The 15,553-nt window shown below is 64.4% G+C and carries 17 protein-coding genes and 1 pseudogene; 7 read left to right on the top strand and 11 right to left on the bottom strand.

Features of this window, described 5'->3' with window-relative positions:
* Window positions 1–8: 8 nt before the first annotated feature.
* The 8 genes and pseudogenes from AC0KWY_RS00435 to AC0KWY_RS00400 all read right to left on the bottom strand — a co-directional run.
* Window positions 9–557: pseudogene (locus AC0KWY_RS00435) on the bottom strand (SMP-30/gluconolactonase/LRE family protein); the annotation flags it as partial.
* Window positions 558–569: 12 nt separating this feature from the next.
* Window positions 570–1,001 (bottom strand): hypothetical protein, encoded by a 432-nt coding sequence (locus tag AC0KWY_RS00430; RefSeq protein WP_474027687.1) that lies wholly within the window; start codon window positions 999–1,001, stop codon window positions 570–572.
* Between the two features lie 344 nt (window positions 1,002–1,345).
* Window positions 1,346–1,924 (bottom strand): AraC family ligand binding domain-containing protein, encoded by a 579-nt coding sequence (locus tag AC0KWY_RS00425; protein ID WP_474027686.1) that lies wholly within the window; start codon window positions 1,922–1,924, stop codon window positions 1,346–1,348.
* 15 nt (window positions 1,925–1,939) lie between these two features.
* Window positions 1,940–2,752, bottom strand: a complete 813-nt coding sequence (locus tag AC0KWY_RS00420; RefSeq protein ID WP_474027685.1) for a MetQ/NlpA family ABC transporter substrate-binding protein — start codon at window positions 2,750–2,752, stop codon at window positions 1,940–1,942.
* Between the two features lie 35 nt (window positions 2,753–2,787).
* Entirely contained in the window at window positions 2,788–3,450 is a 663-nt protein-coding gene (locus tag AC0KWY_RS00415; protein WP_474027684.1) for a methionine ABC transporter permease, read from the bottom strand.
* Window positions 3,443–4,360 (bottom strand): methionine ABC transporter ATP-binding protein, encoded by a 918-nt coding sequence (locus AC0KWY_RS00410; RefSeq protein WP_474027683.1) that lies wholly within the window; start codon window positions 4,358–4,360, stop codon window positions 3,443–3,445. The genes AC0KWY_RS00415 and AC0KWY_RS00410 overlap by 8 nt, the downstream gene beginning before the upstream one ends.
* A 159-nt stretch (window positions 4,361–4,519) precedes the next feature.
* Window positions 4,520–5,329: an alpha/beta fold hydrolase gene (locus AC0KWY_RS00405; protein ID WP_474027682.1), complete on the bottom strand. Its 810-nt coding sequence runs from the start codon at window positions 5,327–5,329 to the stop codon at window positions 4,520–4,522.
* 2 nt (window positions 5,330–5,331) lie between these two features.
* A complete protein-coding gene (locus AC0KWY_RS00400; RefSeq protein WP_474027681.1) occupies window positions 5,332–6,621 on the bottom strand; it encodes an O-acetylhomoserine aminocarboxypropyltransferase in 1,290 nt (429 codons plus the stop codon).
* A 386-nt stretch (window positions 6,622–7,007) separates the two neighbouring features.
* Between AC0KWY_RS00400 and AC0KWY_RS00395 the strand changes: the two genes are divergently transcribed.
* The 3 genes from AC0KWY_RS00395 to AC0KWY_RS00385 all read left to right on the top strand — a co-directional run bounded on the left by AC0KWY_RS00395 (window position 7,008) and on the right by AC0KWY_RS00385 (window position 8,851).
* A complete protein-coding gene (locus AC0KWY_RS00395; RefSeq protein ID WP_474027680.1) occupies window positions 7,008–7,148 on the top strand; it encodes a hypothetical protein in 141 nt (46 codons plus the stop codon).
* 141 nt (window positions 7,149–7,289) lie between these two features.
* On the top strand, window positions 7,290–7,844 hold the full coding sequence (locus AC0KWY_RS00390) for a phasin family protein (protein ID WP_474027679.1): 555 nt from the start codon (window positions 7,290–7,292) through the stop codon (window positions 7,842–7,844).
* A gap of 158 nt (window positions 7,845–8,002) precedes the next feature.
* On the top strand, window positions 8,003–8,851 hold the full coding sequence (locus AC0KWY_RS00385) for an EAL domain-containing protein (protein ID WP_474027678.1): 849 nt from the start codon (window positions 8,003–8,005) through the stop codon (window positions 8,849–8,851).
* A gap of 3 nt (window positions 8,852–8,854) precedes the next feature.
* Here AC0KWY_RS00385 and AC0KWY_RS00380 read toward each other — a convergent pair whose 3' ends face one another.
* Window positions 8,855–9,790, bottom strand: a complete 936-nt coding sequence (locus AC0KWY_RS00380) for a CysB family HTH-type transcriptional regulator (protein ID WP_474027677.1) — start codon at window positions 9,788–9,790, stop codon at window positions 8,855–8,857.
* Window positions 9,791–9,906: 116 nt separating this feature from the next.
* Window positions 9,907–10,365, bottom strand: a complete 459-nt coding sequence (locus AC0KWY_RS00375; RefSeq protein WP_474027676.1) for a hypothetical protein — start codon at window positions 10,363–10,365, stop codon at window positions 9,907–9,909.
* Window positions 10,366–10,558: 193 nt separating this feature from the next.
* Between AC0KWY_RS00375 and AC0KWY_RS00370 the strand changes: the two genes are divergently transcribed.
* From AC0KWY_RS00370 to AC0KWY_RS00360, 3 genes are read left to right on the top strand one after another with little or no spacing between them, the layout of a single operon-like run.
* Window positions 10,559–10,861, top strand: a complete 303-nt coding sequence (locus AC0KWY_RS00370; protein WP_474027675.1) for a c-type cytochrome — start codon at window positions 10,559–10,561, stop codon at window positions 10,859–10,861.
* 12 nt (window positions 10,862–10,873) lie between these two features.
* Entirely contained in the window at window positions 10,874–12,175 is a 1,302-nt protein-coding gene (locus AC0KWY_RS00365; protein ID WP_474027674.1) for an FCSD flavin-binding domain-containing protein, read from the top strand.
* Between the two features lie 52 nt (window positions 12,176–12,227).
* Entirely contained in the window at window positions 12,228–12,797 is a 570-nt protein-coding gene (locus tag AC0KWY_RS00360; protein WP_474027673.1) for a hypothetical protein, read from the top strand.
* 177 nt (window positions 12,798–12,974) lie between these two features.
* Here the strand turns inward: AC0KWY_RS00360 and AC0KWY_RS00355 are convergent, their stop codons facing one another.
* On the bottom strand, window positions 12,975–13,994 hold the full coding sequence (locus AC0KWY_RS00355) for a sulfate ABC transporter substrate-binding protein (protein ID WP_474025700.1): 1,020 nt from the start codon (window positions 13,992–13,994) through the stop codon (window positions 12,975–12,977).
* A gap of 211 nt (window positions 13,995–14,205) precedes the next feature.
* Between AC0KWY_RS00355 and AC0KWY_RS00350 the strand changes: the two genes are divergently transcribed.
* Window positions 14,206–15,552 (top strand): phenylacetate--CoA ligase family protein, encoded by a 1,347-nt coding sequence (locus AC0KWY_RS00350; RefSeq protein WP_474027672.1) that lies wholly within the window; start codon window positions 14,206–14,208, stop codon window positions 15,550–15,552.
* The last annotated feature ends 1 nt before the right edge of the window (window position 15,553 follow it).

Raw genomic sequence — 15,553 nt, 5'->3', positions numbered from 1 at the left:
CTTTTTGCTTATTTGGCCCGGCCGCTGTGGCCGGGGGTGAGGACGGCGATGCGGTAGGCGGCGCCGCGCCCGACCACGTAGAGGCTCTTTTTGTCGCTGCCGGCAAATGCCAGGTTCTGCGGCTTGCGCGGCAGGGGGATGACGCCCAGCCCTTCACCGCTCGCCGAGAAAACCTCGATACCGGCGTTGGAGGCCACGTAGAGACGGCCCTGGGCATCGACAGCCAGACCGTCGGCACCGCTGCTGAAACCGTTGTCGCCCTTGCGCCAGCCGCTCAGGCGAGCAAAGTCACGACGCTTGCCGACGCTGCCGTCGGCTGCCACCGCGTAGGCCAGCACATGCTCGCCGAGCGTATTGGCGACATAGAGCGTCTTTTCGTCCGGGCTCAACTGGATACCGTTCGGTCGCTCGATGTCGGCGGCCAGGCGCTGCAGGCTGCCTTCCGGCGTGATGTAATAAACCGCCGGTTTGGCGAAGACCTTGCCGGGCGCCGCCTGGCCGGCCGGCACATTGACGCCGGAATCGGTGAAATAGACGCCGCCTTTCCGGTCCACGACGAGGTCGTTCGGTCAACCGAAAGGCAGTCCCTCGAAGTTGTCGGCCAGGGTCCGCGCCCGTTCGGCCGGCAACACGACACCGACGCGGGTATCGCTGACCTGAACGCTGACCAGTTCGCCGCGCGGATTGATGCCCAGGCCATTGGAACCGTTGCTGTTTTCCAGGTAAACGCTGGTCGAGCCATCCGGCGCCAGGCGGGTGATGCGGTTGGCCTGCGTCTCGGTGAAGACGAAGCTGCCATCCGGCAGCCCAAGCGGGCCTTCGCTCCCCTTGAAACCGTCCTTGATGAGTTCGACCGGCGTTTCAGTCGCTACCACGCCGGCAATGCCCGGTGTCCTGATCTGTTCCTCGGCGCAGAGGGGCTGGGGCTGGGCCAGGGCCGCGGCGAAGATGAGCGAGGCCAGTCGGGCCGATTGTCGCAACACGAATGATGGGGTTTGCATGAATTCTCCTTGGCTGCTTGCAAGGCCGCGTCGAAAACCGGAAGCGCGGACCACTCCCCTGCCTGATTGCAACCTGCATGCCTGCGCCCTCCCGGTTTCCGCGAACGATCTGCACGACAGCGCCAAGTCACTGACCCAAATGGGGTTTTTGTACACTTTCGCCACCTGGACCGGAGGTTTCCGACGCCTTGACGGTAGCTTCTCCGGTTCGCCAGAGGCGCCCTGCTGCGGCTTGCGCAGCACCTGCTGCTGCCGGGGCAACAGCCGATATCGGGCCTGGCAAAAGCAAATCAGCCCGCTGCCATGGTTTGGTCAGCGGGCTGATCGACGACTTGCAGCAGCGTTCAGGATTGCGCGGCGCCCCCTTGCCCCAAGCGATCCAGGGTTTCGTTGAACTCATCGAACAAGGGCAGCCCGGGCGCCGTGGCGCCGGTGAACTCGGCCTCCCAGCCCTGAGGAATGCTGAACAGGCGCAGCGCGTCGAAATCCGGCCGTTCGCCGGCGTCGAAGAAGTGGCGGACGCCGGCCGGCACGATGATCCAGTCGCCGGCTTCGCAGAGCAGTGCGAGATGACCGTCGGCGACGCGGATGTAGAACAGGCCGCTGCCACCGAGGAAATAGCGGATCTCGGCATCGGCATGGGTGTGCTCGCCGAGGAAACGCTGACGCAGCGCCGGCCAGTCGGGGTTGCCCGGTTTGACACTGACGCGGTCGACGCTGCGGATCGATAGCTGCGCCTTGAGCGCGTCGAGTTCCGGCCCGTAGGCGGCGAGCACGGCGTCGAGGCTGCCGTCGCCAAGTTCGCGCCGCGGCCAGCGGCCGAAGCTCAGGCCGAGGCCGCGCAGCGCCACGCCGACCGCGGCTTCGCCGGTCAGCGTGCGGCCCCAGCGCCCCTGCGCGTCGAAATGCACCAATGCCGTCATCGCCGGGCCCTCCGCTTACTGCAGTGCCGCCGGCCGGGCGTAACCCGGGAAGTGCTTGTCGAGCACGTCCTTGAAGAACTTGCTCTTGAAGGCAGCGGCAATGTCGGCGGCCCACGGCGCATTCTTGTCCTGGGTCCGGGTGGCGGCGACCAGCAGGTAGTAATCCGGCGTCTTTTCCAGGGCCACGGCTTCGGTCAGCTTGAGGCCGGAGGAGATTGCGAAGTTGCCGTTGATCACCGAGAAATCGGTGTCGTCGAGGGCGCGCGGCAGCTGCGCGGCTTCGAGCGGGACGAACTTCAGTTTCTTCGGATTCTCGGCCAGGTCCTTCTCGGTCACCTTGAGCGGATCGACGCCCGGCTTGGCCTTGACCAGGCCGTATTGCTCAAGGAAGACGAAAGTGCGGGCGAGATTGGTCGGATCGTTGGGCACGGCGATGCGGGCGCCTTCCTTCACCTCGGCGACCGACTTGAACTTGCGCGAGTAGAGGCCGAGCGGCGCGATCGGCCCCTGGACGATGTCGACCAGGTCGAGCTTGTTCTTCTCGGCGAAGTTCTTCAGGTAGATCACGTGCTGGAAGTAGTTGGCATCGAGTGCGCCCTGCGCCAGCGCGTGGTTCGGCTGGACGTAGTCGCTGAATTCGACGAGCTTGACCTTGTAGCCCTTCTGTTCGAGCTGCGGCTGGATGCCGCGGCGCAGCACCTCGATGTTCGAGCCGGCGGTGGTGCCGATGGTCAGCTCCTTCTTCGCCTGGGCGTGGGCGAGACCGGCCGAGAGGCCGACGGTGGCGGCAAAGACGCTGAGCAGCAGGTGGCGACGGGTGAAAGACATGAATGACTCCTTGAAGTGGTGATAGGAAAAAAATCTCAGCGCTTGTCGAGGCGATGCGCGATGGCATTGCCGCCAAACTGGATGATCTGGACGATGACGACGAGCAGCGCCACGGTCAGCAGCATGATGTCGGTCTCGAAGCGGTAGTAGCCGTAGCGGATCGCCAGGTCGCCGATGCCGCCACCGCCGACGACGCCGGCAATGGCCGAATACGACAGGAAGCTGACGGCGAGCACGGTGAGCGCCAGGACCAGGCCGGCGCGCGCCTCCAGCACCAGCACCCGCCAGACGATCTGCCATTCCGAGGCGCCCATCGCGTGGGCAGCCTCGATCACGCCGCGCGGCACTTCGCGGATGGTCTGCTCGACCAGCCGCGCCAGATAGGGAATCGCCGCCACCGACAGCGGCACCGCCGCCGCCAGCGGGCCGATCGAGGTGCCGGCGACGATCCGGGTGAACGGCACCAGGGCGACCATCAGGATGATGAAGGGGAAGGAGCGCACGGTATTGACCAGCCAGCTCAGCACCAGATAGGCCGGCCGGTTGGCCAGCGACTGGCCGGGGCCGAGCAGGAAGAGCAGGACGCCGAGCGGGCCGCCGACGAGGATCGCCGCGCTGAGGCCGATGCCGAGCATGATGAAGGTCTGGCCGATGGCTTCCCAGAGTTCGGGCAGCAGTTCGATGAAGGACTCAGGCATAGGACACCTTGGCGGAGAGTTGCGGGGAAACGGCGGACGGCTCGCCGGCGGCGACGCGCCGGGCTACCGGGACAAGCGGCGTAACGGCTTCGCCAACGCCGCTGGCGGCGGCGCGCAGCGCCCGCCACTGGCGTTCCTCGACCAGTTCGGCCAGTTCGCGGCCAAGCGCGCTCTGCCGCTCGCGGGCCGGGCCATCGACGGCGAACTGCTCGATCAGGCGGCCGTGTTCGAGTACCGCGACATGGCTGCACAACTGGTCGACGACGGCCAGTTCGTGGGTGACGATGACGATGGTCACGCCCAGCTCGCGGTTGATCTCGCGCAGCGTCTGCAGCAGCGCACGGGTCGTCTCGCTGTCGAGCGCCGAGGTCGGTTCGTCGCACAGCAGCACGTCCGGACGCGGCGCCAGGGCGCGGGCGATCGCCACCCGCTGCTTCTGGCCGCCGGAGAGACGCGCCGGGTAGCTGGCGAGTTTGTCGGAGAGGCCGACCAGCGCCAGGCACTCGCGCACCCGGGCATCGATCTCGGCGCGGCCATGGTGGCCGTGGATGCGCAGCGGAAAAGCGACGTTGTCGTACACCGTGGCGTTCTGCAGCAGGTTGAACTGCTGGAAGATCATCCCGATGTTCTGCCGCGCATCGCGCAGTTCGCGCCGCCCGAGCGTCGTCAGCTCGCGCCCGGCGACGCGGACGCTGCCGGCGTCGGGCCGCTCGAGCAGGTTGATCAGGCGCAGCAGCGTGGACTTGCCGGCGCCGCTCTTGCCGACCAGGCCGAAAATATCGCCGCGGGCGATGCTCAGCGACAACGGATGCACCGCGTCGAAATGCTGGCCGTCGGGCAGCGTGAAGGATTTTTGTACCGAGCGCAGTTCGATGACCGGGCTGGCGTTGGCAGAGGAATCGTGGCTCATGCTGGCTGTTCCGGCGCCGGTCTGCCCGGCGCCTCGTTGGCTTGGAGAAGGCATCACTGTCGCCGCCCGCAGCGCCCCTGCCAACGAAGAAGAGCGTCTATGCTTATGTGCCGGGCGGTAGTTAGGTTAGAAGCCCTGCCCGCCCGGCGCCGCGCCCCGTCAACGAGCGGCGAGAAAGCCGATCAATGCGTCGAGCACGGCATCGGGCCGCTCGGCCATCAGCGCATGGCCGCTACCCTCGACGGTGACCAGGCGGGCGCCGGGAATCGCCGCCTGAACGGCTCTGGCAACCTTGGGCGAAGTCATCCGGTCCTGGCTGCCGGCGATCAGCAAGGTCGGCGCGGTAATGAGCGAAAGACTGTCGAGCGGACGCCGGTAGGCGTTGCAGGCGGCGAGGTTGACGTGAAAGACGCCGCGTTTCTGGCGCGCCATCAGGCGCTGGTTGACGCCGAGCAGCCACAGGCCGGGCACGGTATTGCCGCCGATCTGGCCGGATGACGAGTACGACCAGGCATTGATCATTGCCGCCGCCTTCGGCTCGTTGTCGCGGGCGGCATTGAGCAGAACGTCGGCCACCGGCATCGGCAGTGCGGTGCCGATCAGCACGCTGCGTACGGTACGTTGTGGGTAGCGGGCGCTGAATTCAAGCGCCACCAGCGACCCCATGCTGTGGCCGACGATCTCGGCCTTTTCAACCCCCAGCGTGTCGAGCAGCGCGGCGACCCAGTCGGCAATCGCCTCGACGCTGGCCAGCGGTTCGCCGCCGCTGCGCCCATGCCCGGGCAGGTCGGGCGCCAGCACGCTGAAGCCGTGGTGGGCGAACCAGCGGGTCTGCAGGGTCCAGCAGGAATGGTCCTGCTGGGCACCGTGGAGGAAGACGACGGTCTTGTTGCGGTCGACCGTGGCCGGCGTCAGTTTCTTGCCGCCGGTGTAGATGTAGACGGATTGTCCGGAAACTTCGCTCTGCATGCTCAAGCCCTCGCGGCGGCGGCGAGGCCGCGGTTGATGTCCTCGATCAGGTCGTCCGGGTCTTCCAGGCCGACCGACAGGCGGATGGTGCCGGGATGGATGCCGGCGGCGACCAGGGCGGCATCGGACATGCGGAAGTGCGTGGTCGAGGCCGGGTGGATGACCAGCGACTTGGCGTCGCCGACGTTGGCCAGATGCGAGAAGACCTTCAGCGCCTCGATGAACTTGCGCCCGGCGGCACGACCGCCCGACAGGTTGAAGGTGAACACCGAGCTGCTGCCGCGCGGCAGGAGCTTCTTCGCCAGTTCGTGGTCGGGATGGCTGGGCAAATCCGGGTGATTGACCGCGTCGACCGTGATGCCGATCTGCGTAGAGAGATGGGCGAGCAGCTTCCTCGTGTTGTCGATATGGCGCGCCATGCGCAGCGGCAGCGTCTCCATGCCCTGCAGGATCTGGAAGGCGTTGAGCGGGCTCAGACAGGCGCCGAAATCGCGCACGCCTTCGCGACGGGCGCGCAATAGAAAGGCGGCGACGGTCGATTCCTCGGTGAACACCATGTCGTGGAAGCCCTCGTACGGCTGGCTCAGCGTCGGGAATTTGCCGCTGCTGTCCCAATCGAAGGCACCGGAGTCGACGACCACGCCGCCGATCACCGTGCCGTGGCCGGAGAGGAACTTGGTCGCCGAATGGAAAACCAGATCGGCGCCGTGGTCGAAGGGCTTGAGCAGGTAAGGCGTGGTGAAGGTCGAATCGACCAAGAGCGGCAGGCCGTGTTCGTGCGCCAGCGCCGAGACGCGCGGGATGTCGAGCACGTCGAGGCCGGGATTGCCCAGCGTCTCGCCAAAGAAGAGCCGCGTTTCCGGACGGATCGCCGCCTTCCAGGCGTCGAGGTCGCGGGTGTCGACGAAGGTGGTCTCGATGCCGAAACGCGGCAGCGTGTATTCGAGCAGGTTGTGCGAGCCGCCGTAAAGCGAGCGGCTGGCGACGATGTGGCTGCCGGCGCCCATCAGCGTGCTGATCGCCAGGTGCAGCGCGGCCTGGCCGGAGGCCACGGCAATCGCCCCGACGCCGCCTTCGAGTGCGGCGATTCGTTCTTCGAGCACCGCGTTGGTCGGGTTGGAAATGCGCGAGTACACATGGCCGCCGCGCTCCATGTTGAACAGCGCCGCGGCCTGGTCGGCATCCTTGAAGACGAAGGACGAACTGAGGTAGATCGGCTGCGCGCGGGCGCCGTACTGGCCATCCGGCACCTGGCCGGCATGCAGGGAAAGGGTGTCGAACTTGTAGCTCATCGCGAGGGATTCCGGCTGGCAAAGCGCGGATGCTAGGCGGCGCGCGCAGCGGCGGGAAATCACCATTTCTTCGATGCTTATAGCGAATTCGAGAATCAACCCGGTTCCAGGCGCAGCCGGGAAAAATTCCCCGCCGGACTGAACCGGCGGGGAAAAACGCAAGTGCGCTCGGAGAGAGAGACGTGATGACGACCGCCATCACGATCGGGAATCTAGGCCATCGGCCCGGACGCCTGAACGACTTTGTCCTGATAAGCAATTTCGGCTGCCGCATCGATCCTTATCAGAACCCGGCGGCCTAATATCGATATAGCGTTTTCTTTGTTCTCCTGATTTCTGGCCGCCCCTACCCTCTGCGGCAACTGACCAGCAAGGAATAGGAAAGCGTGCCCGAACCAGAACTTCTCAAGGACTTCAACAAGTCCCTCCCGCCGCGAACCACGATCCGCGAGCAGGTCATCCAGGTCATTGTCATCCTGACTCTCCTGGCAAGCGCTGGCGCCCTGTTCGCCGCGCTTGCCCGCTGATGCCGGCCGAGCCCGGCATAAAGACAGAAAGCGGCACCTTCTGTGGTTATAAGGACAAACTCGTTGGTCGGCGCCAAACTCTTTCGATAATTGAACACGCACCACCCCGGTGCGCCCTTCAACTCGCCCACGGAGCCCATCATGAGCCACCCCATCACCCACGCTTCCCTGATCGCCAGCCAACAAGCCGCGCTCGACAAGTCCCGCGCCCTGCTCAATCTCGGGCTGCAGGGCACGGAAAAAGTCTTCAACCTCCATCTGGAAACGACGCGTCAGTCGACCCAGGTGCTTTTCGAGCATGCCCGCCAGTTGCTCGCTTCTTCCACCCCGGGTGAAGCGAGCAAGCACCTGGGAGAATTTGTCCGCCCGCAACTCGAACACCTCGCCGCCTACTTCCATCAACTCTGGAGCCTGTCGCTGGCAACCCAGAACAGCCTCGTCCAGCTCGCCGAGGAAAGCCAGGCCGAGACGAACCGTTCGCTGTCCTCGGTGGTCGACTGGTACGCCAGCACCGGCAATGGCGCCGAATCCTCCGTCTCGGCAATCCGCTCCGCAATTTCCGCGACGAACTCAGCCTTCGATCAGGCCACCAGGCTTGCCCGCCAGGTCAGCGACATCGCCGATGCCGGGGTCAATGCCGCCGCCAACGCCGGGCTCCGGGCCGCCGGGGCGAGCGCTCGCAAGAAAGCCGCGTGACCGTCATTGCCGGAGGCTGGCCCCCGAGCCTCCGGCAACAACACTGCCGATCTGGAATGACGATATATCCGGGCGCCTTCTAAGCTGAGAGCAACTGAATCGTTCCCGGCGCCAACGGCGGGCGTTAGATTTCGCAAAACACCGATCTGGAGTCCATCATGCCCTTGAGCGAAATCGTTCGTACCCTGAATTCCCCGCCGGCCGAGCGACATCCGGACTATCTGTACCGCTCCGGCCTCGACCACCCCTTTGTCGCCGCCGAGGGGCGCGTCTTCATCCATTACGCCAACATCCGCCTGGAATCGAAATTCCTGCCCATCGTCGATACGGCAAGCGGCAAATCCCATGGCCATGCGTTGACCATCCAGGCCTTTGGCCTCTCCAACAACATTCCGATGTCGCCTGACGCCGTCTTCGTCCTGCCTACCGATGCCGAAGAGTTCGTCTACCTCGATCGCCTGGTCCGCACCCTGCACGCGCTCAACTACCTGACCCAGCCAGTACGCGGCAATCTGCTGCTGCGCGTCCATGCCCGCCACATCATCAGCGTTCCCGCCAATCACGGTCTGGCCTTCGAGGAAATCCTGCGCCCGTGCGGACTGTTTCCCGACCAGATCACGCTGGAAATCAATACCGACAACGTTGCCGACCCGGCGCACTTCATCCGCGCCGTCGACAGCTACCGCTCGCGCGGTTACGGTATCGCGGTCAGCCATTTCGGCCGCACGACCCTGGATTTCGACTTCCTGGCCGCACTCCAACCCGACATCGTCAAGCTGGACAACCTGCTGCTCGCCTCCAGCCGGCCGCTCGACCGGATCATCGACAACATCCATGCCCTGCGGGCGCGCGTCCTGATCGAGGGGATCGACAGCGCCAAGCTGCGCCGCAACGCCAGTCACCTGGACATCGACCTGCTGCAGGCCCATGCCCCGATCGTCCGCCCGGTCGGCATCCGCATCGCGGCGGATGCCGGAAACTGGGCGCGGATCGATGCCGCTGCCTGAAGCTTACTCGGCCGCCGGCGTCGGCTTCAGGGCGGCGCGGATCGCCTCCTCGCCAAGATCCGGGCAAACCTTCTCGATGAAGGCGTGGGCATAGCTGCGCAGGTAGGTGCCGCAACGCACCGCGAGATGCGTGGTGTTGGCCGGAAAGAGGTGCGGCACCTCGATCAACTGCAGGTTGCGGTCCTGCTCCGGGTGGTAGGCGACCGAGGCGACGATCCCGACGCCCAGCCCGAGGCCGACATAGGTCTTGATGACGTCGGCATCGATCGCCGAGAGCACGATGTCGGGCACCACACCGGCGTCGGCGAACGCCGCATCGACGTGGGCGCGGCCGGTGAAGCCTTCGTGGTAGGTGATGACCGGATACTCGGCCAGCGCTTCGAGCGTCACCGGCCGGCAGTCGAGCAGCGGATGGCCGTCGGGAACGATGATCGCGTGGTGCCAGGAGTAATAGGGAAAGGATGCCAGTTCCGGCACCTTGTTGACCGCCTCGGTGGCGATCCCGATATCGGCCCGGCCGCTGACCACCAGTTCGGCGATTTCCTGCGGGCTGCCCTGGAGCAGGGTCAGGTGTACCTTGGGATAGTCCGCCTTGAACCACTGGATGATCTTCGGCAGCGCGTAGCGCGCCTGGGTATGCGTTGTCGCCACGACGAAGTGGCCGGTCTCGCGGCTGGCGAACTGGTCGGCGATGCGGCGCAGGTTCTGGGTGTCGAGCAGGATGCGCTCGACCACCCCGACCAGTTCCTTGCCCGGTTCGGTCAGGCCGAGCAGGCGCTTGCCGCGGCGGACGAAGATCTCGATGCCGAGTTCGTCCTCGAGGTCCTTGATGTGCTTGCTGACGCCCGGCTGCGAGGTGTACAGCGCATTGGCCACCTCGGTCAGGTTGAACTCCTGACGCACCGTCTCGCGGACGATCCGCAGTTGCTGGAAATTCATGGTATCTCTCCCGTCGGACACCCGGCCCGCATCATTGATCAGCGAACTTTATGAGCATCTTGTTATGACGTGAAATAATAAAAAACGAATAACAAATCACAATTCAGAATAAAACATCAATCCGAACGCTGATCGCGAGTTCTTTGCACCCGGTAGCCATGATGCCGTAACAAACGTACGGCGCCGTTGATCGAACGTCTGACCTCCTCGGGTACATCCGCCGGCGGATCGGCCGGGCCGGCGGGCGGTAGCAGTGTCAGGCCGTGCTGCGCCAGCCAGTCGATGATCGCCTGCAGACCCTTCTGGCCGATGCCCTCGGCCCGCTGCAGGCGCCGGTAGCCGAGCGCGAACACCTCCTGCGGGGTGAATTCGGCACGATTGAACAGTTTGCGCAGCGCATTGCGCTGCAGGGTCGGCAAGCGCAGCGCATGCGCCGAAGACGCACCGCAATCTGCCGACACGTTGGAACAAGCAGCCTCTTCCCGCGAATTGCCTTGCTTCATGGCTCGTAGCGCCCTCGACGAAAACGCGGCAAGGATAGCCAGCCGACCAAGCCTGTGAAACGAACGATTCATGATAAGAATATTCACGAACGAGCAATCTGCCGGTGCTCTGCAAAACTTCTGGATCGACCGCCAGTACGAGCTTTTCGCCCCACACACGCTTCTTAGCTTATGCGAATAAATTCGTTGCCGCTGCTTCAGCCCTGAACGAAAGTGCTCCCCGTTCGGCAAACGGCGTGTTTGCCGGGAATCTCAGGAGCCGTCCATGAAAACCCTTGCCTCGCCTTTGCTCGGCGTCTGCCTGCTGGCGCTCGCCCAGGTCGTTGCTGCCAGCGAAACTGGCCGCGTCCCCTACTTTGTCGCCAATTGCTTCAATTGCCACGGTACCGAAGGCAAGGTGAATTCGGCGATTCCAGCGATCGCCGGGCGCGACCGCGACTACCTGATCGAAACCCTGAAGGCCTACAAGGCCGGCAGCAAGCCGGCAACGATCATGCATCAGTTGGCCAAGGGCTACACCGACGATGAACTGCTGGTCCTGGCCGATTATTTTTCCCGCCAGAAGTGAGGAAGGCGCACCATGAAACGATTCAATGAACAACGCCGTCGCCTGCTCCAGGCAGCCGGGGCATCCACCGTACTGGCCGGCTCGGCAGCGCTCTCCGCCTGCGCCACTGGCGGTGGCGGCAGCAACAGGCCGCTCGGCCGCGTCGTCGTCATCGGTGCCGGCTTCGGCGGCGCCACGGCCGCCAAGTACCTGCGCAAATGGAGTGATCAACGGATCGACGTCGTGCTGATCGAGCGCAACAGCCATTTCATTTCGTGCCCCACGTCGAACGAGGTCCTCGCTGGCAACCGCGAGTATCAGAGCCTCGTCCATGGTTACGACGCCCTGCGCAGGAACTGGGGCGTCCGGGTGGTCAATGCCGAGGTGACTGCCGTCGATACCGCGAAGCGCAAGGTCAGGACGGCAGCTGGCGACGAGTTCGATTACGACCGCCTGGTCGTCTCCCCGGGCATCGATTTCAATTTCGCCGCGATCGCTGGCTACACTGCCCAGGCTCAGGAAAACGTCCTGCATGCCTGGAAGGCCGGGCCGCAGACCCTGGCGCTGCGCAAACAGTTGATCGATTTGCCGGACGGCGGGACTTTCGTCCTTGCCATCCCGAAAGCGCCCTACCGCTGCCCACCCGGTCCCTATGAGCGGGCCAGCCAGATCGCGCACTATTTCAGGACGCACAAGCCGAAGTCCAAGGTGCTCGTCCTCGATGCCAACGAAAAGATCATTTCCAAGACCAAGCTGTTCGCCGACAACTGGGCCGCAGCCTACAAGAACATCATCGAATACCATCCGAACTGGAGTGCAAGCGAACTCGATGTCGGCCAGCGTACGCTGGTCAGCGAAATCGGCGATCGCGTGAAGGGCGACATCATCAACCTGATTCCGCCGCAGACGGCGGGCAAGATCGCCCACCAGATCGGCGTCGTCAATGCCAACAACCGCTGGGCGGACGTCAACTGGATCACCCTCGAATCGACCGCGGTGCCTGGGGTACATGTGCTGGGCGACGCTACCTTATCGGCTCCGACCATGCCCAAATCCGGCCACATGGCGAACCAGCATGGCAAGGCCGCTGCCGCCGCCATCGTCGAAATCCTGTCCGGAAGGACACCGCAACCGATCCTGATGGCCAACACCTGCTACTCCTTGCTCGACGACCGGCTGGCGGTCCACGTCGATTCCGTTCATCGCTGGGATGCGGAGAAGAAGACGCTGCTGCCGGTTCCCGGCGCCGGCGGGGTCTCCGCTGCACCGTCGGTCGAGGAAGGTTTGTACGCCCGCGCCTGGGCCAAGAACATCTGGTCCGACACCTTGAGTTGAGCCCGCTCGATCCGGCCGGCGCCGGATGTGCGGAAAAAAGCGAGCAGACGAGATGCAGGATATGCCGGTCAAGGGCGTCGATGCCAACTATCGTTTCATTGCCGCTTACCAGGAGGTCAATGCCCGGATCGTCCAGCGCCACCAGGCGCTGACGCTCTACGTGACACTGACCGCCAGTCTGCTCGCCGCACTGCTGGCCCTGCACCCGGGCAATTCCCGACGGGAACTCCCCGTCGAATGGCTGGTTTTCGCCTTCCCGGTGACGACGCTATGCCTTGCCTTCCTCAATTACAAGACGGAACGCGCCATCACCAACCTGCGCTCCTTCCTTTCCTCGCTGGAGCGGATCGGCAACGCCCACCAGCAATTGCCGAGCTACAACACCGATCCGCGCTGGGCGAGCGGCGTCAACAAGGTTCGCCGTTTCCATGACTATGCGGCCGCGGTGCTGGCCGGCGGCGCCAACGCGATCGGCATCGGCGTGATGGCACGGCTTTACCCTGAGCGGCTGGCCGAACAGCTATTCCTCCTGACTCCGTTGGTCGGCGGCGCCCTCTTCTCGGTCGTCGCATTGCTGGTCATTCCGCGCTGGAGCTACCGGCCGGTCGATCCGGAGCAGTAGAGCGTCACAAACTGCAGCGCGCCGGCTTCTGCCAGTTTCCCGGTCCGAGCCCACGCTTGGGTTTTGTGCGATCTCAAGTTCGAAATCCCCGAACTCTGCTTTTGCTATCCACAAAACGGATAAAGCCGGCCCGCGCCATCGGCGCGGCCGGCTTCAGGTGGGTGACACCCCGGCGACTTACTTCTTGCCGTACACCTGGTCGAAGGTGCCGCCGTCGGCAAAGTGCTTCTTCTGGGCGGCTTGCCAACCGCCAAGCTCATCGATCTTGATCAGGTTGAGCTTGGGAAAGCGCGCCAGGTCCTTCTTGTCGGCGAGTTCCGGCTTGATCGGGCGGTAGTAGTTCTTGGCTGCGATCTTCTGGCCCTCGGCCGAATACAGGTACTCGAGATAGGCAGTCGCCACCTTGGTCGTGCCGCGCTTCTCGGTCACGCCATTGACCACCGTCACCGGCGGCTCGGCGAGGATCGAGACCGACGGCACGACGATCTCGAACTTGTCCGGACCGAGTTCGTTGATCGACAGGAAGGCTTCGTTCTCCCAGGCCAGCAGCACGTCGCCGATGCCGCGCTGGACGAAGGTGTTGGTCGAGCCGCGGGCACCGGAATCGAGCACCGGCACGTGCTGCAGCAGGTCCTTGACGAAGGCCTGGGCCTTGGCTTCGCTACCGTACTTCTTCAGCGCGTAGCCCCAGGCGGCCAGGTAGTTCCAGCGCGCCCCGCCGGAAGTCTTCGGGTTCGGCGTGATCACTTCGACGCCCGGCTTGAGCAGGTCGTCCCAGTCCTTGATTCCCTTCGGGTTGCCCTTCTTGACCAGGAAGACGATGGTCGAGGTGTAGGGCGAGCTGTTGTGCGGCAGGCGTTTCTGCCAGTTGGCGGGGAGCAGCTTCTGGTTCGACACCTGGGCGATCTCGTCGATGTCGTAGGCGAGCGCCAGGGTGACGACGTCGGCTTCCAGGCCGTCGATCACCGCCCGCCCCTGCTTGCCCGAGCCGCCGTGCGACTGCTTGACCGAGACGTCCTGGCCGGTCGTCGCCTTCCAGTGCTTGGCGAAGGCGTTGTTGAACTCGACGTACAGTTCGCGCGTCGGATCGTAGGAGACGTTGAGCAGCGTGGTCTGCGCCTGGGCGAGGCCAGCGCCAGCCAGCCCGGCGAACAGCGCGCTGGCCAGCAGCGCGCGACGGATGACTGAGTGCTTCATGCTTCACTTCCTCGGTTGAAATAAGTGAACGCACTGTAGAGGTCAGTCAAGCGCGAAAAAAATAATAAAACCTGCAATGCTTATACGCACTTACGAAACCTGGAAGCCCCCCTCCGCGAACAAGCGAAGGCCGCATAAGCACATAACAATTGCGTCGTTTGGCGCAAGCCCAGCGACATCGACAATTCGCTCCATTACGGAGGAATTGTCGATGGGAAAAATCGAACATATTGCGGTCGACCGCGCATACTGGGACGAAAAACTGGAAACCCAGTCGCGCGCCGATTGGGATGCGCTCAAGCTCGATCTGCTGAAAAAGCACCTGCACCACGCTTACGCCAACTCGCCGTTCTACCGTCGGCATTTCGACGCGGCCGGCGTGCATCCCGACGACGTCAAATCGTTGGCCGACATCCGCCGCTTCCCCTTCATCGAGAAGAAGGTGCTGCGCGAACGGCAGGAAGCCGTGCCGCCCTTCGGCGACCTGGTTGCTGTGCCCGAGCGCGACATCGTCTATATCTCGGCCTCGAGCGGCTCGACCGGCGTGCCAACCGCATCGCCGTTCACGGCGCAGGACTTCGACGACTGGATGGACTACGAGGCGCGCCAGTTCTGGTCATCCGGCCTGCGCCCGGACGACCGCTACTGCCATTCGCTGAATTTCTCGCTGTTCGTCGGTGGACCGTGCGTGCTCGGCGCCCAGAAGCTCGGCGCGCTGTCGATCCACGCCGGCACCGTGCCCTCGGAGCGCCTGCTCGCCATCGCCAGACAGTTCCAGGCCACCGCGATCTGGACGACGCCCTCCTACGCCTGGTATCTCGGCGAGACGGCGATCAAGGAAGGCATCGATCCCAAGAAAGACTTGGCGATCAGGCGCATCTTCGTCGCCGGCGAGCCCGGCGGCTCGATCCCGGAGACCCGCCAGCGCATCGAGGCGCTGTGGGGCGCCAAAGTCTATGACTATTACGGCCTGTCCGACATCTTCGGCTCCTGCGCCGGCATGTGCGAGGAACAGCACGGCCTGCACTGGGCCGAGGATCACATCCTGGTCGAAGTGCTCGATCCGGAAACGCAGGAACCGGTCGCCGACGGCGAACGCGGCGAGCTGGTGCTGACCACGCTGAAGAAATCGGCGCGGCCGATGATCCGCTTCCGCACCGGCGACATCGTCTCGTTCACCAGCGAGCCCTGCGCCTGCGGCCGCACCTCGCAGCGCATGCTGGGCACGCACGGACGACTCGACGACATGCTGATCATCAAGGGCGTGAACATCTTCCCCAGCGACATCGAGGCCATCGCCCGCAAGGACCACGACCTGACCGGCGAATACAAGCTGATCGTCGAGCGCGAGAACCACCTTGACCGGCTGACCGTGGAAATCGAGCGCGTTGCCGCCGACGGCGGACGCGATGACGAACTGGCCGCACGCTTTGCCGGTCACCTGAAATCGATTACCGGCGTCTCGGCAAAGATCGTCATCCTGCCACCGGATACCCTGCCCCGCGCCACGCACAAGGCGAAACGGGTCGACGACCGACGCCTCGGCGTGTGGAGTTGAA

The sequence above is a fragment of the Azonexus sp. MM2026_4 genome, assembly GCF_055901855.1.
Note: the sequence above shows the minus strand (reverse complement) of the source record. Positions and strands in the feature narration are given on the sequence as shown.

What these genes read in the sequence shown, in the direction of transcription:
- AC0KWY_RS00430 (WP_474027687.1), bottom strand. Translation starts at nt 1,001, where the DNA reads ATGCAAACCCCATCATTCGTGTTGCGACAATCGGCCCGACTGGCCTCG.
- AC0KWY_RS00425 (WP_474027686.1), bottom strand. Translation starts at nt 1,924, where the DNA reads ATGACGGCATTGGTGCATTTCGACGCGCAGGGGCGCTGGGGCCGCACG.
- AC0KWY_RS00420 (WP_474027685.1), bottom strand. Translation starts at nt 2,752, where the DNA reads ATGTCTTTCACCCGTCGCCACCTGCTGCTCAGCGTCTTTGCCGCCACC.
- AC0KWY_RS00415 (WP_474027684.1), bottom strand. Translation starts at nt 3,450, where the DNA reads ATGCCTGAGTCCTTCATCGAACTGCTGCCCGAACTCTGGGAAGCCATC.
- AC0KWY_RS00410 (WP_474027683.1), bottom strand. Translation starts at nt 4,360, where the DNA reads ATGAGCCACGATTCCTCTGCCAACGCCAGCCCGGTCATCGAACTGCGC.
- AC0KWY_RS00405 (WP_474027682.1), bottom strand. Translation starts at nt 5,329, where the DNA reads ATGCAGAGCGAAGTTTCCGGACAATCCGTCTACATCTACACCGGCGGC.
- AC0KWY_RS00400 (WP_474027681.1), bottom strand. Translation starts at nt 6,621, where the DNA reads ATGAGCTACAAGTTCGACACCCTTTCCCTGCATGCCGGCCAGGTGCCG.
- AC0KWY_RS00390 (WP_474027679.1), top strand. Translation starts at nt 7,290, where the DNA reads ATGAGCCACCCCATCACCCACGCTTCCCTGATCGCCAGCCAACAAGCC.
- AC0KWY_RS00385 (WP_474027678.1), top strand. Translation starts at nt 8,003, where the DNA reads ATGCCCTTGAGCGAAATCGTTCGTACCCTGAATTCCCCGCCGGCCGAG.
- AC0KWY_RS00380 (WP_474027677.1), bottom strand. Translation starts at nt 9,790, where the DNA reads ATGAATTTCCAGCAACTGCGGATCGTCCGCGAGACGGTGCGTCAGGAG.
- AC0KWY_RS00375 (WP_474027676.1), bottom strand. Translation starts at nt 10,365, where the DNA reads ATGAATCGTTCGTTTCACAGGCTTGGTCGGCTGGCTATCCTTGCCGCG.
- AC0KWY_RS00370 (WP_474027675.1), top strand. Translation starts at nt 10,559, where the DNA reads ATGAAAACCCTTGCCTCGCCTTTGCTCGGCGTCTGCCTGCTGGCGCTC.
- AC0KWY_RS00365 (WP_474027674.1), top strand. Translation starts at nt 10,874, where the DNA reads ATGAAACGATTCAATGAACAACGCCGTCGCCTGCTCCAGGCAGCCGGG.
- AC0KWY_RS00360 (WP_474027673.1), top strand. Translation starts at nt 12,228, where the DNA reads ATGCAGGATATGCCGGTCAAGGGCGTCGATGCCAACTATCGTTTCATT.
- AC0KWY_RS00355 (WP_474025700.1), bottom strand. Translation starts at nt 13,994, where the DNA reads ATGAAGCACTCAGTCATCCGTCGCGCGCTGCTGGCCAGCGCGCTGTTC.
- AC0KWY_RS00350 (WP_474027672.1), top strand. Translation starts at nt 14,206, where the DNA reads ATGGGAAAAATCGAACATATTGCGGTCGACCGCGCATACTGGGACGAA.